The 20,884-nt window shown below is 59.7% G+C and carries 17 protein-coding genes; 9 read left to right on the forward strand and 8 right to left on the reverse strand.

Features of this window, described 5'->3' with window-relative positions:
- The first annotated feature begins 12 nt into the window (after positions 1 to 12).
- The 5 genes from AC07NR_RS04945 to AC07NR_RS04965 are packed head-to-tail and all read left to right on the forward strand — an operon-like array spanning position 13 to position 4,122.
- Positions 13 to 819: an alkaline phosphatase family protein gene (locus AC07NR_RS04945; protein WP_134825957.1), complete on the forward strand. Its 807-nt coding sequence runs from the start codon at positions 13 to 15 to the stop codon at positions 817 to 819.
- Positions 820 to 824: 5 nt separating this feature from the next.
- The gene (locus tag AC07NR_RS04950) at positions 825 to 1,661 is read left to right on the forward strand and encodes an ABC transporter permease (protein ID WP_167748736.1); all 837 of its coding nucleotides are present in this window, start codon (positions 825 to 827) and stop codon (positions 1,659 to 1,661) included.
- A complete protein-coding gene (locus AC07NR_RS04955) occupies positions 1,648 to 2,448 on the forward strand; it encodes an ABC transporter permease (protein ID WP_065261898.1) in 801 nt (266 codons plus the stop codon). The genes AC07NR_RS04950 and AC07NR_RS04955 overlap by 14 nt, the downstream gene beginning before the upstream one ends.
- Positions 2,445 to 3,434 carry an ABC transporter ATP-binding protein gene (locus AC07NR_RS04960; protein ID WP_134825956.1) on the forward strand — a complete coding sequence of 330 codons (990 nt, stop codon included), beginning with the start codon at positions 2,445 to 2,447 and terminating at the stop codon, positions 3,432 to 3,434. Before AC07NR_RS04955 ends, AC07NR_RS04960 begins: the two co-directional genes overlap by 4 nt.
- Positions 3,435 to 3,468: 34 nt before the next feature.
- Positions 3,469 to 4,122, forward strand: a complete 654-nt coding sequence (locus AC07NR_RS04965; RefSeq protein ID WP_495077929.1) for an HAD family hydrolase — start codon at positions 3,469 to 3,471, stop codon at positions 4,120 to 4,122.
- A gap of 45 nt (positions 4,123 to 4,167) precedes the next feature.
- Here AC07NR_RS04965 and AC07NR_RS04970 read toward each other — a convergent pair whose 3' ends face one another.
- Positions 4,168 to 5,130 (reverse strand): zinc-binding dehydrogenase, encoded by a 963-nt coding sequence (locus AC07NR_RS04970; RefSeq protein ID WP_495077930.1) that lies wholly within the window; start codon positions 5,128 to 5,130, stop codon positions 4,168 to 4,170.
- A 181-nt stretch (positions 5,131 to 5,311) separates the two neighbouring features.
- On the opposite strand from AC07NR_RS04970, the gene AC07NR_RS04975 reads away from it, so the two are divergent.
- On the forward strand, positions 5,312 to 7,396 hold the full coding sequence (locus tag AC07NR_RS04975; RefSeq protein ID WP_162803468.1) for a carboxy terminal-processing peptidase: 2,085 nt from the start codon (positions 5,312 to 5,314) through the stop codon (positions 7,394 to 7,396).
- A gap of 134 nt (positions 7,397 to 7,530) precedes the next feature.
- Complete coding sequence (locus AC07NR_RS04980; RefSeq protein ID WP_248744664.1) at positions 7,531 to 9,321, forward strand: bifunctional diguanylate cyclase/phosphodiesterase; 1,791 nt, start codon at positions 7,531 to 7,533, stop codon at positions 9,319 to 9,321.
- A gap of 16 nt (positions 9,322 to 9,337) precedes the next feature.
- Here the strand turns inward: AC07NR_RS04980 and AC07NR_RS04985 are convergent, their stop codons facing one another.
- From AC07NR_RS04985 to bamJ, 7 genes are all read right to left on the reverse strand, one after another.
- Positions 9,338 to 9,754: a hypothetical protein gene (locus AC07NR_RS04985; protein WP_495077931.1), complete on the reverse strand. Its 417-nt coding sequence runs from the start codon at positions 9,752 to 9,754 to the stop codon at positions 9,338 to 9,340.
- Positions 9,754 to 14,538, reverse strand: a complete 4,785-nt coding sequence (locus AC07NR_RS04990; protein ID WP_495077932.1) for an RHS repeat-associated core domain-containing protein — start codon at positions 14,536 to 14,538, stop codon at positions 9,754 to 9,756. The genes AC07NR_RS04985 and AC07NR_RS04990 overlap by 1 nt, the downstream gene beginning before the upstream one ends.
- Positions 14,539 to 14,763: 225 nt before the next feature.
- Positions 14,764 to 15,171 carry an SEL1-like repeat protein gene (locus tag AC07NR_RS04995; RefSeq protein ID WP_495077933.1) on the reverse strand — a complete coding sequence of 136 codons (408 nt, stop codon included), beginning with the start codon at positions 15,169 to 15,171 and terminating at the stop codon, positions 14,764 to 14,766.
- Positions 15,172 to 15,543 carry a hypothetical protein gene (locus AC07NR_RS05000; RefSeq protein WP_003223109.1) on the reverse strand — a complete coding sequence of 124 codons (372 nt, stop codon included), beginning with the start codon at positions 15,541 to 15,543 and terminating at the stop codon, positions 15,172 to 15,174.
- Positions 15,540 to 15,881 carry a helix-turn-helix domain-containing protein gene (locus tag AC07NR_RS05005; RefSeq protein ID WP_007950435.1) on the reverse strand — a complete coding sequence of 114 codons (342 nt, stop codon included), beginning with the start codon at positions 15,879 to 15,881 and terminating at the stop codon, positions 15,540 to 15,542. The genes AC07NR_RS05000 and AC07NR_RS05005 overlap by 4 nt, the downstream gene beginning before the upstream one ends.
- 114 nt (positions 15,882 to 15,995) lie before the next feature.
- Entirely contained in the window at positions 15,996 to 16,451 is a 456-nt protein-coding gene (locus AC07NR_RS05010; protein WP_114881973.1) for a YkvA family protein, read from the reverse strand.
- 294 nt (positions 16,452 to 16,745) lie between these two features.
- On the reverse strand, positions 16,746 to 17,462 hold the full coding sequence (gene bamJ / locus AC07NR_RS05015; RefSeq protein WP_201227346.1) for a BamJ family beta-barrel-assembly machinery protein: 717 nt from the start codon (positions 17,460 to 17,462) through the stop codon (positions 16,746 to 16,748).
- Between the two features lie 270 nt (positions 17,463 to 17,732).
- Between bamJ and AC07NR_RS05020 the strand changes: the two genes are divergently transcribed.
- Complete coding sequence (locus AC07NR_RS05020) at positions 17,733 to 19,541, forward strand: di-heme-cytochrome C peroxidase (RefSeq protein ID WP_495077934.1); 1,809 nt, start codon at positions 17,733 to 17,735, stop codon at positions 19,539 to 19,541.
- Positions 19,542 to 19,567: 26 nt separating this feature from the next.
- On the forward strand, positions 19,568 to 20,704 hold the full coding sequence (locus AC07NR_RS05025; protein ID WP_495077945.1) for a catalase family protein: 1,137 nt from the start codon (positions 19,568 to 19,570) through the stop codon (positions 20,702 to 20,704).
- Positions 20,705 to 20,884: the final 180 nt, after the last annotated feature.

Here is a 20,884-nt window from a genome sequence, read left to right on the forward strand (position 1 = left end):
GTTTTTGCCCCTATGAAGCACAACGTCATCCTTGTCGTGCTCGACGGCCTCAATTACGAGGTCGCGCGTCACGCCATGGGGCATCTGCAGGCTTACGTTGGCGCAGGACGCGCCGCGCTCTACCAGTTGGAGTGCGAGCTGCCGGCCCTGTCCCGACCGCTTTACGAATGCATCCTCACCGGCGTGCCGCCCATCGACAGCGGCATCGTCCACAACAACGTCTCGCGCCTGTCCAACCAGCGCAGCATCTATCACTACGCCCGCGATGCCGGTCTGAAAACCGCCGCCGCCGCGTACCACTGGGTCAGCGAGCTCTACAACCGCTCGCCGTTCGTAGCCGCCCGGGATCGTCACACCGATGACCCGACGCTGCCGATCCAGCATGGCCACTTCTACTGGAACGATCACTACCCGGACTCGCACCTGTTCGCCGACGCCGAAAACCTGCGTCTGCGCCACGCCCCGGACTTTCTGCTGATCCACCCGATGAACATCGACGACGCCGGCCACAAACACGGCCTCGACACCCCGCAATACCGCAACAGCGCACGCAGCGCCGACATCATCCTTGCCGACTATCTGCAAGGCTGGCTCGACGCCGGTTATCAGGTGCTGGTGACCGCCGACCACGGCATGAACAACGACCGCTCGCACAACGGCCTGTTGCCGGAAGAACGCCAGGTGCCGCTGTTCGTGCTCGGCGACGCCTTCAGCCTGAACGCGGACGCCACACCGAAGCAGACCGACCTCTGCGGCACCGTTTGCGAGTTGCTCGGCGTACCTCACGACAAACCTGTGTGCCGGGAGTTGCTCAAGTGAACTCAATGACTCGCGGCAAATGGCTGGCCGCCCTGTGCCTGGTGCCTTTTGCGCTGTTCTTTATCGTGTTCGAAATCGCCCCGCTGGTCTGGGTGATGATCAACAGCCTGCAATCAGAAGAATTCGGCTGGGGTTTCGCCAACTTCAGCAAGATCTTCAATTCGAAGTTCTATCTGCAGGCGATCCAGTACAGCCTCGAAATCAGTTTCTGGTCGAGTGTGTTCGGGATCATCATCGCGGTGCTCGGCGCCTACTCCCTGCGTCGGGTCGATTCGAAACTGCGCAATTTCGTCAACGCTTTCGCCAACATGACCAGCAACTTCGCCGGCGTGCCCCTGGCCTTTGCCTTCATCATCCTGCTCGGCTTCAACGGCAGCATCACCATCATGCTGAAACAGGCCGGGATCATTCAGGATTTCAACCTGTACTCGAAAACCGGGCTGATCATCCTCTACACCTACTTCCAGATTCCTCTGGGCGTCCTGCTGCTGTACCCGGCGTTCGATGCCCTGCGTGAAGACTGGCGTGAATCCGCAGCGCTGCTCGGCGCTGACGGCTGGCAGTTCTGGCGCCACATCGGCCTGCCGGTGCTGACCCCGGCGCTGCTCGGCACCTTCGTGATCCTGCTGGCCAACGCCCTCGGCGCCTATGCCACGGTGTACGCGCTGACCACCGGCAACTTCAACGTGCTGCCGATCCGCATTGCGGCGATGGTGTCCGGCGACATTTCCCTCGATCCGAACCTGGCCAGCGCCCTGGCCGTGGTGCTGGTGGCGCTGATGACCCTGGTGACCGTCGTGCATCAACTGCTGCTGAAGAGGAGCTACCATGTCTCGCGCTGAATCCGGCCCGGCCGGCGTCTACCACCGCGTCGTGGTCTACCTGCTGTTCGCCATTCTGCTGCTGCCGCTGCTGGGCACCCTGATCTATTCGATCGCCAGCAGTTGGTCGGCCACCGTGCTGCCCAGCGGCTTCACCTTCAAGTGGTACATCCAGTTGTGGAGTGATCCGCGCTTTCTGCACGCCTTCGGCCAGTCGCTGCTGGTGTGCGTCGGCGCGCTGATCCTCTCGGTGGTGCTGATTTTGCCGCTGCTGTTCGTGGTGCATTACCACTTCCCGAAACTTGATGCGCTGATGAACATCCTGATCCTGCTGCCCTTTGCGGTGCCGCCGGTGGTGTCGTCGGTGGGTCTGTTGCAGCTCTACGGTTCCGGGCCGTTCGCAATGGTCGGCACGCCGTGGATCCTGATCGGTTGCTACTTCACCGTGGCGCTGCCGTTCATGTACCGGGCGATTACCAACAACCTGCAGGCGATCAACCTGCGCGACCTGATGGATGCCGCCCAACTGCTTGGCGCCAGCACCTTTCAGGCGGCTTTCCTGGTGGTGCTGCCGAACCTGCGCAAGGGCCTGATGGTCGCGTTGCTGCTGTCGTTCTCGTTCCTGTTCGGTGAGTTCGTGTTCGCCAACATCCTGGTCGGCACCCGCTACGAAACCCTGCAGGTCTACCTCAACAACATGCGCAACAGCAGCGGTCACTTCACCAGCGCACTGGTGATTTCCTACTTCTTTTTCGTGCTGGTCCTGACCTGGGTCGCCAACATCTTGAACAAGGACAAAAGCGAATGAGCTATGTCAGCGTCCAACACCTGCAAAAAAACTACGCCGGCACCACGGTGTTCAGCGACATCAACTGCGAAATCCAGAAGGGTGAGTTCGTCACCCTGCTCGGCCCGTCCGGTTGCGGCAAATCCACCCTGCTGCGTTGCATCGCCGGCCTGACACCGGTGGATGGCGGCAAGATTCTGCTCGATGGCGTCGACATCGTGCCGCTGACGCCACAGAAACGCGGGATCGGCATGGTGTTCCAGAGCTACGCGCTGTTTCCCAACATGACCGTGGAGCAGAACGTCGCCTTCGGTCTGCGCATGCAAAAGGTCAATCCGGACGACAGCCACAAGCGTGTCACCGAGGCGTTGAAACTGGTTGAACTCAACGACTTCGCCAGTCGTTATCCGCATCAACTCTCCGGCGGTCAGTGTCAGCGTGTCGCCCTCGCCCGCTCGCTGGTCACCCGTCCGCGTCTGTTGTTGCTGGATGAACCGCTGTCGGCCCTCGATGCACGGATTCGCAAACACTTGCGTGAACAGATCCGTCAGATCCAGCGCGAACTCGGCCTGACCACGATTTTCGTCACCCACGATCAGGAAGAAGCCCTGACCATGTCTGACCGGATTTTCCTGATGAATCAGGGAAAGATCGTACAGAGCGGCGACGCCGAAACCCTCTACACCGCACCGGTCGATGTGTTCGCCGCCGGCTTCATCGGCAACTACAACCTGCTGGATGCCGAGAGTGCCTCGAAGCTGTTGCAACGGCCGATCAACCACCGCATCGCGATTCGCCCGGAGGCCATCGAACTGAGTCTGAACGGTGAACTCGATGCGCAGATTCGCAGCCACAGCCTGCTGGGCAACGTGATCCGCTACCGCATCGAAGCCCGAGGCGTTGAATTGGTGGTGGATGTCCTCAACCGTTCGGCGGCGGATCTGCATCCCGACGGTCAGCGCCTGGCGCTTTCCATCGATCCGACAGCCCTGTGTGAGGTAGCCTGATGACTTTGCTGACGTTGAAGAGAGAACTGCACTGATGGCCCTGGCAATTTTTGATCTGGACGAAACCCTGATCCACGGCGACTGCGCCACCCTCTGGAGCGAGCAGATGGGCCGCCTGGGCTGGGTCGATCCCGAGTCGTTCATGCGCAAGAACAATGAACTCATGGACGCCTACAGCCATGGCAAGTTGCGCATGGAAGACTTCATGGAGTTCAGCCTAGAACCCTTGATCGGCCGCACCCCGGAAGAGGTCGATCATCTGGTCGGGCCGTGGGTGGAAGACTTTATCGAGCCGATCATCTTCAGCGATGCGACCAAAACCATCGCTGCCCACCGCAAGGCCGGCGACCGGATTCTGGTGATCTCGGCTTCGGGTACACACTTGGTCAAACCCATCGCCGAGCGGTTGGGCATCGACGAGATTCTGGGGATCGAACTGGAAGTGGCCCATGGCGTGTACAGCGGCCACACCGTGGGCACCCTGACCTATCGCGAAGGCAAGATCACCCGTTTGCTGGAGTGGCTGGACGCCGAAGAGGAAAACCTTGAGGGCGCGAGCTTCTATTCCGACTCACGCAATGACCTGCCGCTGCTGCTGAAAGTGGATTTCCCGCACGTGGTCAATCCGGATCCGGTGTTGCGCGAGCAAGCCGAGAAATTCGGGTGGCCGATTCATCTCTGGAAGTAAGCGATTGTCTTGTGGGAGCAAGCCTGCTCCCACAAGCATCGGTGATCAGCTCAGGCTTTCGTCGATCACCAGCACCAGTTTCCCCGCCACCGTATTGCTCGCCAGCTCGGCAAACGCCGCTTCGGCATCCTTGATCGCAAAGGTCCTGGCCAGTTGCGGCTTCAGGCGCCCTTCGGAAAACAGCGGCCACACATGCTGGCTCAGGTCGCTGAACAGATCCGCCTTGAACTGATCGTCACGGCTGCGCAGGGTCGAGCCCAACAGTTGCACACGCTTGGCCAGCACCTGGGCCAGATCGAGTTTCGCTTCGCGGCCACCCATCAGGCCGATCAGCACCCAGCGCCCGTCCTGAGCCATCAGCTTCAGATTCAGCGCCGAGTAATTGCCGCCGACCGGATCCAGAATCACATCGAACGGCCCGAAGTCCCGCAGGCTTTCCAGATCGTCAGTGCGTACCACACCGCCCTGGGCGCCCAGCGCTTCACAGTAGGCCAGACGCTCGGTCGATCCGACGCTGACCCAGCACGGATTGCCAAACGCCTTGCACAGTTGAATGGCGGCAGAACCGATGCCACTGGCGCCGGCATGCAGAAGAACTTTCTCACCCGGTTTGAGCGCAGCGAGTTGAAACACATTCAGCCAGACGGTCGCGTACACCTCGGGCAGTGCAGCCGCTTCGATCAGCGACACACCTTCCGGAACCGGCAGTACATGCCGCCCGTCGACGACCACTTCTTCGGCCATCCCGCCCCCGGCCAGCAAGGCGCAGACCCGATCACCGACCTGCCAGGACGAGCCGGCGCCGACTTCGCTGATCACTCCGGAGCATTCAAGCCCAAGCACCTGACTGGCACCCGGCGGCGGTGGATAAAGCCCCGCCTTCTGTAATAAATCCGCGCGATTGAGGCCCGCTGCCGCCACCCGGATGCGAACTTGTCCTACATCACACGTAGGACTTGGTTCATCAACCCATGCCACTTGACCTTCAACGCCTTGCAATGCCTTCACAGTGCCTCCATAGTGAGTCTGGACTGAGCCCGAAGCTGTAGCGCCGGGCTTTTTGCATTATGCGACCGGCCCTGGGGTCTGAACGATCGCTGAACAGCAGTTATCGTACAGAGCGTAGAGGTACCGGCGACTTCAAAGACGGCCTAATATGCGTTATCAATTGTCCCCGCGTCGAATCAGCATGAAGCATCTGCTCCCCAGCACCGCCCTCGCTCTATTCATCGGTATCGGCCTCTTGCCGGTGTCGGGCAGCACATTCGCAGCCAACAGCTGGGACAAGTTGCAGCCTGATCGCGATGAAGTGATTGCCAGTCTGAACGTCGTCGAGTTGCTCAAGCGCCACCACTACAGCAAGCCGCCGCTCGACGATGCGCGCTCGGCGATCATCTACGACAGCTACATCAAGCTGCTGGACCCGTCGCGCAGCTACTTCATGGCCAGCGACATCGCCGAATTCGACAAGTGGAAGTACCAGTTCGACGACTTCCTCAAGAGCGGCGACCTCAACGCCGGCTTCACCATCTACAAGCGTTATCTGGACCGCGTGAAGGCGCGTCTGGACTTCGCCATCGCCGAGCTGGACAAAGGCGTCGACAAGATGGACTTCACCACGAAGGAAACCTTGCTGATCGATCGCAAGGATGCTCCGTGGCTCAAATCCACCGCCGAACTCGATGACCTGTGGCGCAAACGCGTGAAGGACGAAGTGCTGCGGCAGAAGATCGCCGGCAAAGAGCCGAAGCAGATCCAGGAAACCCTGACCAAGCGCTACAAGAACCAGTTGGCGCGTCTGGACCAGACCCGTGCCGAAGACATCTTCCAGGCGTACATCAACACCTTCGCCATGTCTTACGATCCGCACACCAACTATCTGTCGCCGGATAACGCGGAAAACTTCGACATCAACATGAGCCTGTCCCTCGAGGGCATCGGCGCCGTGTTGCAGAGCGACAACGATCAAGTGAAGGTCGTGCGTCTGGTGCCGGCAGGTCCTGCCGACAAGACCAAGCAGGTTGCTCCTGCCGACAAGATCATCGGCGTTGCCCAGGGCAACAAAGAGATGGTCGACGTGGTCGGCTGGCGCCTGGACGAAGTGGTCAAGCTGATCCGCGGTCCGAAAGGCACCGTGGTGCGTCTGGAGGTCATCCCGGCCAGCAATGCGCCGAACGACCAGACCAGCAAGATCGTGCCGATCACCCGTGAAGCGGTGAAGCTCGAAGACCAGGCCGTGAAGAAATCCATCCTGAGCCTCAAACAGGACGGCAAGGACTACAAGCTCGGCGTGATCGAGATTCCGGCCTTCTACCTGGACTTCAAGGCGTTCCGTGCCGGTGATCCGGACTACAAGAGCACCACTCGCGACGTCAAGAAACTGCTGACCGAACTGCAGAAAGAGAAAGTCGACGGCGTGGTCATCGACCTGCGCAACAACGGCGGCGGTTCCCTGCAGGAAGCCACCGAGCTGACCAGCCTGTTCATCGACAAGGGCCCTACCGTGCTCGTGCGTAACGCCGATGGCCGGGTCGATGTGCTCGAAGATGAAAACCCGGGCGCGTTCTACAAAGGCCCGATGGCACTGCTGGTCAACCGCCTGTCCGCCTCGGCTTCGGAGATCTTCGCCGGCGCCATGCAGGACTACCACCGCGCGCTGATCATCGGTGGCCAGACCTTCGGCAAAGGCACCGTGCAGACCATTCAGCCGCTGAACCATGGCGAACTGAAACTGACCCTGGCCAAGTTCTACCGGGTTTCCGGCCAGAGCACCCAGCATCAGGGCGTACTGCCGGACATCGACTACCCGTCGATCATCGACACCAAGGAAATCGGCGAGAGCGCCCTGCCGGAAGCCATGCCGTGGGACACCATCCGCGCGGCAATCAAACCGGCGGTCGACCCGTTCAAGCCGTATCTGGCCCAGCTCAAGTCCGAGCATGACGCCCGTTCGGCCAAGGACGCGGAGTTCGTGTTCATCCGCGACAAGCTGGCCCTGGCGCAGAAGCTGCTGGAAGAGAAAACCGTCAGCCTCAATGAAGCCGATCGTCGCGCCCAGCACGCCGACATCGACGCCAAGCAACTGGCGATGGAAAACATCCGTCGCAAGGCCAAAGGCGAAGAACCGCTCAAAGAGCTGAAGAAAGAAGACGACGACGCCCTCGCGGCAGCCGAGCCGGACAAGGTCAAACCGGAAGACGACGCCTACCTGAGCGAGACCGGGCGCGTGCTGCTGGATTACCTGAAGCTGAGCAATCAGGTGGCCAAGAAGTAAGGTGATGGCAATTTAATGGTGACGATCCCCGGATCGTCATCAAACAGTCATCATTCTGTCGTGCAATAAAGGACTGGGAGCGGTTCTCTTCATCGAGAGCGCTCCCAGTCCTTTTTTTATCGCCAGAGATTGCCATGACCACGACCGAACAGCTGAGTGCCTTGAGCTCGATCCTGACTCAAAGCGGTTTGCACAGCCTGTTCCAGCCGATCATTTGCCTCTCCGAACGACGCATTCTCGGTTATGAAGCCCTGACTCGCGGCCCGTCCAACAGCCCGCTGCACTCCCCCATCGCCCTGTTCGCCGTTGCCCGCCAGGCCGGGCGTTTGAGCGAACTGGAAATCGCCTGCCGCCAAAGCGCGTGCCGTCGTTTCAACGAACAGCAACTGCCGGGCAAACTGTTTCTCAACGTCTCTCCCGAATCCCTGCTCGAAGCTGCACACCAGCCGGGGCGTACGCTGCAACTGCTTCAGGACTTCGGCATTCCACCGAGTCAGGTGGTGATCGAACTCACCGAGCAGACCCCGATCGATGACTTTCAGTTGCTGCAAACGGCATTGCATCACTACCGGGCGATGGGTTTTTCGATTGCACTGGACGATCTTGGCGCGGGTTATTCAAGCTTGCGCCTGTGGTCGGAGCTGCGGCCGGATTACGTGAAGATCGACCGGCACTTTATCGACGGCATTCACCAGGACGCGTTGAAACGCGAGTTCGTCGGATCGATCCTGCAAATCGCCAAAGCCTCCCGGGCGCAGGTGATTGCCGAAGGCATCGAACTACCGGAAGAGCTGGCGGTGCTGACCGAGATGGGGGTGGATCTGGTCCAGGGCTACTTGCTCGGGCGCCCGCAGGAACACCCGCCACGCGACGCCCGGGCCCTGATGCCCAAACACGACAGCAGCGCAGTGGCACTGAATGACGAAGGCAGCGACCTCAGCGCCCTGCTCAACGATCAACCGGCCGTAAATCGCGACACCCCCACCGCCACCGTCCTCGAAGCGTTTCGTCGTCAGGCCAACCTGAACTCGCTGGCAGTGCTGGACGAACAAGGCCAGCCCTGCGGCATCGTGCATCGTCATTCACTGTCCGATGCGCTGCTCAAGCCGTTCGCCACCGACCTGTTCGCCCGCAAACCCATCAGTCGCCTGATGAACGACGACTTCCTCGCCGTGGAAATGAGCCAGTCGCTGCAACAGGTCAGCCGCCTGATCACCAGCCGCGCCCGGCAGCGCATCGAAGAAGACTTCATCATCACCCTCAATGGCAGCTATCTGGGATTGGGTCGGGTAATCGACGTGCTCAAACTGATCACCGAGCTGAAAATCCAGCAGGCTCGGTATGCCAACCCGCTGACCTTGTTGCCGGGGAATGTGCCGATTCAGCAATGCCTGACACGGTTGCTGCAACAGGGACGGGAGTCGGTTATTTGCTATGTCGATATCGATAGCTTCAAACCCTTTAACGATATCTATGGGTATGGGCGGGGGGATGAGGTGTTGTTGTGTCTGGCGCAATGCCTGAACGAACGTGTCGACCCATCCCGTGATTTCGTCGGGCATATTGGCGGGGATGATTTTCTGTTGGTGCTAGGCCCGGAAGATTGGCGTAAACGGCTGAATCAATTGCTTGATGATTTTCAGAGTCAATGTCGACGGTTTTATCGGCCCGAACACCTTGAGGCTGGGTGTTTTGTTGCGCCGAATCGCCAGGGGATTCGGCAGGAGTTTCCGTTGTTGTCACTGTCCATTGGCGTGGTGCATTTGCATCCTGAAGCTTGTGCGCAACTGGATGCTAGTCAGTTGGCGGAGATGGCTTCGCAGGCGAAGCATCATGCGAAGAATGTGCCGGGGTATAGTGTGCATTTGATTGATAGCATAAGCGCGCTACCTTTTAACGAAGCACTCGTTTCAGGTCATCGCTGATTTAAAGGCTCGATAACTACCATGTTGACCGATCCTCTCCAGCGGCTTTCGCAAGATCCTCCCCCCAAGCTTCCTTCGCAAACTTATAGATATCTTGGAAGAAGCCGCGTGGATCCTCTAGAGAGTACCATTCTCCCCGCGGCCAACTTGCTGCTTCGTATTCATCGACCTCGAATAGCTCTTGAAAGTCATAATTTTGCTCCAAGAGCAGCAATTCCAAACTTTCAACTAGCACTAGCTTATGCCTATAGGAAAGGTATGGCAGATTAAGACAATACTTCCTGATAAGAAGCTCTCTATCAACGGAATCATTAGGATTGTAAACCTCGAGTTCCGCACCTCGAGTTTCCTCCCGGTCATAAACGTCGAAAACGCCTATAAACCACATCAAATCCGGTTCAAACTTTTCATCTAAATATGGATCTTTCAACATCACTTCACCTCGGTAGGAAATGCTGTAAACGGGTTTTGCGTATTTACCTGATCGAACTTAACTTCAAACCAATTCAAGTTTTCATTCAAGCTAGGATTTTGAACGTCTTTTTTATTCGGCCTGTACCCACGCCCAGCACCAGGTAGTTCTAATCTCACTATTGGATTTTTGTTTTGATCTTTTCCGGTGTGCATAATCAAGCCATTCTTATCCTTCGTCATCGCCTTATTTATCGCGCCCAAATGCATGCGCCAATTATGAAATTGAGAACTCCGGTTGCCTTTTGCACCTTTTGGGATTGATCCAGTGTGAGGATTCGCACCATTGATTGCTCTCTGTTCAAGAGCTTTATCAGAAATTTCTGAACTGTGCTTTTCGACAGTGTGCATTCCATAACGTTTTTCATATTCCCACACACGCCTCTTCGCATTCGCCTCCGCCAACTCATCAATTCTCGCCCTCCGCTCTTGCGCCGTCATCTTCGGCAGCGCTGGCTCACCCTCGTCAACAACCGAACCACCCACCCCATCCGGCACCGGACATCCCGGCCTGTTCGGCGGCGGACAATTGGAAGTCAACCCCAACGGATCCACCCACCCCGTCGGATTCGGCACGTACCGGTACTGATTCAATCCACCCGCCAGCTTCACCGGATCCGGCGTCAGGTACCGTCCAACGTCCGGGTCGTAGTACCGGTGCCGGTTGTAATGCAGCCCGCTTTCCGCATCGAAGTACTGCCCCTGAAAGCGCAGCGGCTGGTCGAGGTAGTCGTCGGTCGCCAGTTCCAGCGAGGTGACCTTGCCGTAGGCGCTGTATTTGGCTGACCAGACGATGTCGCCGCTGTAATCGGTCAGTTCCTGCGGGGTGCCGAGGTGGTCGAGTTGGTAGTAGAACGGGCAGGCGCGTTTCGGGCCTTGGCCGTCGAGCATCGCCAGCGGGCGGAAGGTGCCGGGTTCGTAGATGAAGCTGCGGTGCTGTTCGTGGCTGCTTTCGGCGATCAGGTGGTCGCCTTGCCAGAAGAACTCGGTGGTCTGGCCGTCGACGGTCTTGCGGATGCGGCGGCCGAAGGCGTCGTATTGATAGGTGGCGCTGGTGCCGTCGGGACGGGTCAGGCCGATCAGGCGGTGCTGGCTGTCGTAGCGGTATGCAGTGACGAGCAGTTGGTCGCGGCCACGGCGCTCGCGGATCAGGTTGCCGAAGGCGTCGTAGTCGTAATGGCGGTCGCCCTGCATCAGCAGGCGATTGCCTTTGATGCTGGTCGGGCCCGGCCGGTCCTGCGTCAGCAGGTTGCCGGCCGGGTCGTGGGCGAAGTTTTCCGGCACGTCGTCGCGGGTGTGGCGCACGCGGATCAGCCGGTCGAGGGCGTCGTACTGGTAGCTGCGCTGGCCGTGGCGGGTGTCGGTGATGTGTTCGAGGTTGCCGTTGGCGCTGTAGGCAAAGTCGCGGCGGTACAGCGCACTGCGTTGATGGCCTACGGCGTGGGACAGCAAGCGGCCCTGTTCGTCGTAGGCATATTCGCTGAGCAGCAAGCCCTGCTGGCGTTGCTGTTCGCGACCGTTCTGGTAGACGTGGCGGGTGAGCAAGGCGCCGTTGAGGTCGATCGCGGTCAGCGCGCCGCCCTTGGCGTAGTGATAGTCGAGCTTGCTGTTGTCCGGCAGGCGCATCCGGCTGAGCTGGCCGCAGGCGTCGTAGGTGTAACGCAAGGTGCCCCAGCCCTGATGCTCGCGTACCAGTCGGTCCTGCAGGTCGTATTCGAAGGCCAGTGGGTGATTCTGGCCGTCGTCCACGCCGACCAAACGGCCTAACCGGTCATAGCGATAGCTGACCTCGACCCCGTCCGGCAGGGTCTTGAGCAGCAGACGCCCAGCAGCATCACGTTGGTAGCCGGTGACCAGCGTCGAGCCGTCGTCGCCGAACTCGGTTTTCTCCAGCAGGTGACCGTTGCGGTCATAGGCATACGCGGTGCGCCGGCCATCAAAACCGGCTTCCTGTCGGATCAATCCGGTCGGCGTGTAGTCCAGCCGGTACTTTTCACCGGACTCGTTCTCGATCTCCGTCAACAGCAACTGCGCATGGTCGTAGCGATACTGCAGCCGCGTGCCGTCAGGGTTGATCCGCCGGCTGACCAGGTGCAGGTCGTCGTCATACTCGTAGCGGGTGATCCGTCCCAGTTCATCACGTTCGGCGGTGATCTGGCCGTAGGCGCTGTAGGACCAGGCACGGGTGGCGCCATTCGGCGAGGTGGTCTGGATCAGCCGGCCAACGGCATCCCACACATGGCGGGTGATCGCGCCATGTTCGTCCTGCGCAGTAATCCGCCGTCCCAAGGCATCGTAGGAAAACTTCCGAATCCCACCGTCGGGCAGGCTTTCTTCGACCAACTGGCCGAGGTCGTTCCACACGAACACATGCCGACCCGAATCCGGATAACGGATCGACAGCAACCGCCCCTGCGCATCGTAGTGGTAATGGGTGACATGGCCGTCGGGATCAACCGCCTCGGTGACGTCGCCCTGGGCATTGCGCCGGTAGGTCCACTCTGCCTCGCCCCGGCTACGGCGGTGCAGGAAACCGTTGCGATACTCGTAGGACGTCGGTGCATCGTCCGGCGGAATCAGCGCGATCAGCCGCCCGGCGTCGTCGTAGCGATATTCGGTGACCGCGCCGAGCGCATCCTGCTCGGCGACCAGCCGGCCCTGCGCATCGTAGGCCTTGAGCTGCTCGCCACCGTCGGCGGCCACCTGACGCACCAGCCGCGCCGTGTCGTCGTGGACGTAAACCTCTTCGCGACCATCGACGTACTGCACCCGAACAGAGCCGGCATCGTCCCAGACGTAACGCGTGTCCATCTGCGAAAACGACGCCCAGTGCCGCACGCAACGTGCCGCCTTGCCGGAACGCTCCCACTCCCAGAAGAAGCTCGCGCCGCCGGTTAACTGCCGCTGCAGGATGACGTGGGCATCGTCGTAGTCGTAACGCTCGCTTTCGCCGACGGCGTTGGTTGCTTCGATCAACCGATGACGGGCATCAAAGCGGTAACTGGCCAGCGTCTGCTCGGTGCGCCAGGCCACATCGCGCCAGACTTGATAGTCCACGGCCACCAAGTGCGCCCGGTCGTAGCGCAGCAGCAGCGAACGACCGGCCCCGTTGTCGAGGCGCTCAACGCGATCCAGACGATCACGCGAAATGCGCAACCGGTTGCCGTACGCATCGCTGACAACCGTCAGACGCCCAGCCCGAAAGTGATAAAACCGCGCCGCCTCACCCGCCAGCGCAACGATCAGTTCCTCCGGCTCATCCCCAAGAAAGATCGCCGCCCGCGACAGACTGTTGTGAATCGCCGGCCGCTCGACACTCGGCAGCGGAAACCGCGTGCGTCGGTTCTCATGGTCAATCCAGACCACGCCATCGCCCTCGACCTCCAGCCGATGCGCCAGCGAATGACTCCAGCCAAACCCCAACCCGACATCGATCTCAACCGCACTGGTGCGATACAAGCGGCTGAACTCGAACGGCAGCAATCCATCGAGCACGCCGTCGTTGAGGGTCAACAGCTCTTCGCCGGTAACCATCGACACCGGGCAACCGTTGGTGCAGGTACGGGGGACGCAATCGGCGCTGTCACCGTTGGGATTCTTCGCCTGATCAGGCTTGTCGTCGTGATGCTCGTCTTTCTTCAGGGAAGCGTTGCGTCTGGCATCCCAACGCAATTGCATGCGGCCCTTCTTCACGCCAGCTGCGATACCTCGTGCAGCGACGGATTTGTAGTGGTTCACGTAGTCGATGACGGCGCCGACAATGCCGAACATCGCCTTCACCAGACGCGTCACCGCCGACAACAACTGAGCGCCACGATCAACCAGGCGCAAGGTCAGATACGCAATCCCCGCCCCGGCGCCAACGAAGGTCAGCACAATGCCGATCAACACATCGATCAGCAGTTGCACCACCACCATCGAGACGGCTTCGGCGGTTTTCCCGGCGAGTTCGCCAGGCGGCAGCATCTCGAGCCACAGACTGGCCGTGCGCAACAACAGACACAGCGCCGCCTCGTCACTGACGAGCAGTTGGAGCTGCTCCATTTTCTCCGGCATCGACTGCGCGAACTCGGCCAATGCGGTCGCGCTATCTCCCAGCCGGCCCGCAAACTGAAGAGGATTCTGGAGAATCTCCGACAGCAACCCGATGCTGTCCCACACGCCCTCGATCGCCGCCCAGCTCCCGGCCAGCAGGCCGTTGCCCGCAGCAGTGGCCACCGACTGCGACCACTGCGGCTTGAAGCCCTGCCACTCGCTGCGCAGCCAACTGTCCAGTTGCCGAGTCAGGCCATCGTAGGACTCGAAAAGCTCATCAACCTGTTGCTCGCTGGAGCCGCCTTGCACCACCACCCGATAGAACTTGCCCGGCTCACCGGTGAACAAACCCTTGCCCTGAGCATCGAGCGTGACGGACTTCACCTCGCCGCCATCCACCGCCACCACATCGACAGCGATGTCGCCCAATGGAATGTCGTACACCGACTCGAACTTGCTCTCGATCTCCATCCGCCCGGTTTCGGGGCATTGCACGACGGCCGAAGAGAAACGCTTGTCGTCAATGGCGACCGTTGTGCTGTGTGCGCCGAAACGGATGATCCGCTCCATCCCCATCAGTGACGGCAGATCGGCCGCATGGCTGATGCTGTCGGCTGAACGACTGAGCCAATGCCTGAGCTGTTCGCGATAGAGATCGAGGGTACGGGGAAAACTGTCGAGTTCTTGCTCGATGCGGGTGATGGCTTCCATCAGCGCATTTCCATGCGCAAGACGAAATGAAAAACCGGGTCGAACATATGCGTTCCCTCGCGCAAAAATCAGGCGAAGGACTTTGCGGGGGATCAAACGGAAAAGAAGTCAGGCGAGTAGGCGGAGGATGTAGGAGAAGTCTGTAACTGATCTTTATCGAACAGCAGACGCAAAAACGGGGCGGGAGGTTTCCCTCTCGCCCCGCTCACGGAACAGATGACTTGTTTACGAAGAAGAGTCCCGGCCGGTCAGCTCTTTCAATTTGAGTTCTGCCAACGGATGTCCGGCCTTGGCGGCCATGGTCCACCAACGAGCCGCTTCCAAAGGGTCCGGAGCCTTGCTCGGTGTACCGGAAAGACTGATGACACCGACTTGATACGCCGCTTTGCCATCCCCGGCCAGCGCCGCCAGTCGCAGCAACCGGACGCCCTCCTCACGCGCCCCCAGGCCCACTCCACGAAACGTCAGGATGTGCCCGTAGAAGCTTTGCGCGCCGACATCACCCAGGTTGGCCATGCGCGCAAATTGCCCTTCGAGCCAGCGCCAGCCTCGGGGCTGACGGACAAACCATGCCCAGTGAAACAGCCTACGGGCGAGCCAGTAACTTGCCCGCGCCTTGAGTCGTAAAAACACTCAGGCCTCCGCCGATTCCGGGTACTCGTACTCAAAGACACGCACCACTTCCGAGGCATGCCAGGATGCTGCGGCAACACCATCGGACGGCCCGGAAAAACGCCCCAGACGCTCGACACACTCAAAGAAACCGGTGCGTGGCAGGCGACTGGCGCCCTGGCTGATCACCAGCGAACTGCGCAACGGTTGTTCGGCTTTCGCGTCCAGCGCAGCCAGATGCTCCAGTGCAGCGGTCAGGGTCTGCATCGCCGGAGTCGGCAATTGCAGACGTTCGAGCAACGCTCGATAGGTCAGAAGATGGCGCTGCCTGCGCGCCTGGTCCAGCTCCCCCAGCAATCCGTCCCAATGTTGACGACTGATGCGTACGCTCACGATTGTTCCCTCCACCCTGGCACCGTCAACTCCCAGGCCAGGCTGCGGCGAATCGCGGCGTCGGGCAGACGCTCACCGCTTTCAATCATGGCCAGGTAAGACGGGCTGATGCCTACCGTGCGGGCGAGCGCCTCGATGGCGATGCCCTTCCCTTCGCGCAAACTGCGTAATTGATCCAGACCTGGAAGAATCGGGTCCGGTGTGGCCGCAAGCGGCGCTGGAGCCGGTTGCGACGGTGCTTCGTTAATGCCTGCTGCTTTCAGTAGAGCCTGATACTGAGCCCATGGCAGAACCGCATATTCGGGTTCGCCATCGCGTGCAATTATCTGAATATCCATGACTACCCCGTAGGACAACAACACTTAGCGAGTCGGCACTTTTCCCTAGAAGTGTAATCCTAACAGCGGCCAAGGTCGTGGGGGGTATCTATCTGTATAAGAGGCTGTCGCGATTCAGGACTTTTTCGGGCCCTGGAGCTGAAGCTGTTCGGGTGTATCGGGCAGTCGCTCGACAACCCTGAGCTTTTCCGGCGCCTGCCGTTGGCGCCACAAACGGAACGCACTGAGCTCGTCGTCGAGAGTTTTCATTACCCAAGCGAGGACGGCGATGTCATCGAGCATGCCGAAAACGGGAATGAAATCCGGGATCGCATCCACCGGGCTGAGGAAGTACATCAGGCCCGCAACGACCGAAATCATTGCCTTGGGACTGATTGCGCGATACTCGCCACGCCAGTACGCCAGGCACAGGGCCTGGAGCAATCGCAGGTCATCCTTCAGTTTGCCAAGACGATTGCCTTGGGCGGCGCCTTTGCTGGCCACGGCAAACAGCAGTGTCGGCAAGCGGCCACGAGCCAGCAGTCGTCCGGCCAATGGCAGGAACCGGGCGAAATTCCATGGAGCTTTCATCTATTTCTCCCGTTGAAATGTTATCCACACAAATTGTGGATAACCTTGTGAACAGAGCTGCATTTCAACGCTGAGAGCCCCGGTTCATAAGGGCTGCGCTCAGATCGGGCGTTTTTTACTCACATAAAAAACCCCAATATTTCATTGACTTGGCGGCTCAGGGCGTCTAGCGCGGGCAGCTACAAAGTCTAGGACTGTCGTGGTGCCTGTCAGTTCGCTCTGTTTACGCCGGGCGTCGACCAGATGCAACAACGCCCCGCATTAGCGAGGCGTTGTTGTCGAAACCGGGGCCAATTACTTGGCTGCGGCGTCTTCCTTGGCTGGATCCTTGATGGCCAGCAGTTCCAGGTCGAAAACCAGAACCGAGTTGGCCGGAATCGCCGGGCTTGGCGATTGGGCGCCGTAAGCCAGATCGCTAGGGATGTACAGCTTGTACTTCTCGCCAACGTGCATCAGTTGCAGGCCTTCGACCCAACCCGGGATCACGCCGCTTACCGGCAGATCGATCGGGCTGCCGCGCTCGACGGAGCTGTCGAATACGGTGCCGTTGGTCAGCTTGCCGGTGTAGTGAACGGTCACTACGTCGGTAGGCTTGGGCTGTGGGCCGTCGGCTTTCTTGACCACTTCGTACTGCAGACCGGAAGCGGTGGTGGTCACGCCGGCTTTCTTGCCGTTTTCTTCGAGGAATTTCTTGCCGGCGGCTGCCGACTCTTCGCTCATCTTGGCCATACGCTCTTCGGCACGCTTTTGCAGTGCAGCGAAGGCTTCGACCAGATCTTCATCTTTCAGCTTCTGTTCTTTCTTGCCGACGGCATCTTCGATGCCCTGGGCTACCGCTTTGGAGTCCAGATCATCCATGCCTTCCTGAGCAAGGCTCTTGCCCATGTTCAGGCCGATACCGTAGGAAGCTTTTTGCGCCGGGGTTTTCAGCTCTACGCTGGTCTGCGAATCACAACCCGCGAGGACCAGGCTAACCAGGGCAACCGCCGCCGCCAACCGATGCTGTTTCATGCTATTTCCTTGTTCATGCGCCGAAAGGGCAATCGAGTAAAGCCGCGAGCTTATCAGGCCGCCACGACCAATGGCTACCGGCATGAGAGCAGGAATCTTCCGATAAGTTCAGGGATTAAAAAGCATTTGAGCAAAGCCATGATGAAGCTTCTGTCATCTTGCCCTGACAGTGACAGATGCCCCTTCCCACAACACTTGGCGTAATGGCCACTTGCCGCACACGACTCGGCTCAGGCATAACAGCGCAACAACTCGACAAGGATGTTCATCTTGCGCCTCTTATTCCGTGTGCTGACGCTGATCGTGGTACTGCTGGGACTGGTCCTGGCGGTGGTTCTCTACTATGTCGCCAATCCGAAACTGCCCTTCCCCGTCCCCGTAAAACAGGTGCATTACCTCCAGCAATGGAGCGATGAGCAGCGCCAGACCTATTACTTCACGCCGCAAGGCACCCAGGTCAAAGGGCTGCGCTATGAGTGGTTCCAGGCTCTGGAACTGCCGTTCTCGCAGCAACGTTTCGCGTCCCCGGAATACCTCGCACGCTTCGGTTTTCTGGTCGATCCGCAGCAAAAAGTCACGCCGAACAACCCGGGGAATCTGCCGGTGGGTTTCACCCGGCATCAGAATCCGGGCAGCTCCGAGCAATATCTGGACATAACCTGCGCGGCCTGCCACACCGGTGAACTGCATCTCAATGGCCAGGCCGTGCGCATCGACGGCGGCTCGGCGCAGCACGTGTTGCCTTCCAGCGTTCCTACATTGCGCGGAGGCAGTTTCGGACAGGCCCTGGTCGCCAGTCTGGTTTCCACTTACTACAACCCCTGGAAATTCGAGCGGTTCGCCCGCACCGTTCTCGGCGAAGAATACGACGCGCGCCACGAACAACTGCGCAAAGACTTCAAAGGCTCGCTGAACACATTCCTGAAAGTGGCGTGGAACGACACCCATCGCGGCCTCTATCCCACCGAGGAAGGTCCTGGCCGCACCGATGCATTCGGACGAATCGCCAACGCGACCTTCGGCGACGCGATTTCCCCGAGCAATTACCGCGTGGCCAACGCTCCCGTGGATTACCCGCAACTCTGGGACATGTGGACCTTTGACTGGGTGCAATGGAACGGCTCGGCGCAGCAGCCGATGGCTCGCAACATCGGCGAGGCGCTGGGGGTTGGCGCGACATTGAATTTCTTCGATGCCAACGGCCAGCCGCTACAGGGCGATGAACGTTACGCATCGAGCGTACGCGTACGCGATCTGCACAAGATCGAAGAAACCCTGCAAAAACTTCAGCCCCCCGCTTGGCCGGAAGAACTGTTTGGCAAAGTCGACAAACCACTGGCGGCCAAGGGTCGAGCCCTGTTTGCCGAAAACTGTGCGGGTTGCCATGTTCCTCGGGTGACGCAAGAAGGCGAACGCTGGGTCCAGCATCTGCACATGCTGCCGGTGGATGTCATCGGCACCGATCCGAACGCGGCCAACAACATCGCCAATCACCGTTTCGATCTGACCGCGCTGCAATGGAATCCGGCGGAGCTGGCGCAAATGGACGTGAAGCTGCATCCCACGCCCAAAGAACCACTTGACCTCAGCCAGTTATCCGTGGCCAAGGGCCTGGCTTACGTGACGGCGTTCGTTGAAAACCGCGCTTATCGTGAAGCGGGCGTCACACCGGAGGAAAAACCAAAACTCGACGGCTTCGGTCTGCCTATCGGCGTGCGCGAGAAGGTCGCCTATAAGGCTCGCCCGCTCGCTGGCGTATGGGCCACGCCGCCGTTCCTTCACAACGGCTCGGTGCCGAGCCTGTATCAACTGCTGTCGCCGCAGGATGAACGCGCCACCACTTTCTATAAAGGCACTCTGGAATACGACCCTCGGCATCTGGGGTATCGCACCGAAGCCTTTACCAACGCTTTCCTGTTCGACACACGCATCACCGGCAACCACAACAGTGGCCATGAATTCCGCGCCGGCGAGCGTGGCAATGGGGTCATCGGGCGGTTGCTGCAGCCAGAGGAGCGCTGGGCGCTGCTGGAATACCTGAAAGTGCTGGGCGGCCCGCTGGAGGCGCAACTGCCATGATCTTCAATTCGTTCAAGAAGCCATCGATGCTGGCGCGACTCTGGTTATGGCTGGGGCGGTTGCTGGGCAAAACCCTGCTGTTTTTACTGGTGATCGGCCTGATCGGCTGGGCTTTGGCCACCGCCTGGTTTGCCTGGCATCACCGGGGACCGGTATCGGCACTGGAGCAGATTCCGGACGGCGAAGCGGCCATGACGCAGGAGGTGATCCAGACCGCTGTGCGAATTGTCGATCAGCACCGGGAAAGCACGCGTTTTCTGCGCGACGCCCATGCCAAGGCCCACGGTTGTGTGAAGGCCGACGTGCAAGTGTTGCCGGAGCTGGCCCAGGATCTGCGGCGCGGTGTGTTCAGCGAGCCAGGCAAGATCTGGCAGGCGACGATGCGTCTGTCCAACGGCAACGCCTACCCGCAGTTCGACAGTATCCGCGATGCCCGAGGCATGGCGATCAAATTGCTCGATGTGCCGGGCAAACAGTTGCTGGGTGACCGTCAGGGCCTGCACGAGCAGGATTTCGTGATGTTCAGCCATCCGAATTTCTTCGTCAGCGATGTCGCTGAATATCGTCAGAATGTAGCGGCGCAGGCTGACGGCAAAAAGGTCATGGCATTCTTTCCGGGCTGGGATCCGCGAAACTGGCAGATCAGGCATTTGTTCATTGCGCTGGCAACGCTTTCTCCGCCGCCCGAGAGCCCGACGCGTACCACCTACTTCTCGGTATCGCCCTACAAGTTCGGCGAGGCCAATGTGAAGTTCCGGGTAATGCCGGATCCGGACAACTGCCCGGCCTACACGCTGCCGAAGCAAAACCAGGATCTGCCGAACTTCCTGCGCAGTGCGTTGAATCAGCAACTGTCCACGGATCGGGTGCCCGCGTGTTTTGTGCTGCAGATCCAGCGTCAGGACGCGAACAAGTACATGCCGATCGAAGACACCAGCATCGAATGGCGCGAACAGGACAGTCCGTTTCAGACCGTAGCCAGAATCACCCTGCCCCCGCAGGACTTCGACACCCCGGCCCTGAACCTGCAATGCGACAACCTGTCGTTTAACCCTTGGTTCGGAATCGAGGCCCATCGCCCGATTGGTGGAATCAACCGCCTGCGCAAGGCGGTGTATGAAGCAGTGAGTGATTACCGGCATAGCCGCAACGCCAGCCAGTAACAAACCGCAGAAACGAAAAAAGCGACCCGCAGGTCGCTTTTTTCATGCCCGGACGAGCAAAAAGCCAATCGCCAGACAGCAAAAAGCCCGCACTTGGCGGGCTTTCCGTGGTGACCTGGCGTTCAGTGTTCCAGGTTACCGAATATGGCGCAGCGGACGGGACTCGAACCCGCGACCCCC

The organism is Pseudomonas sp. GW821-FHT09C09, from assembly GCF_059418105.1.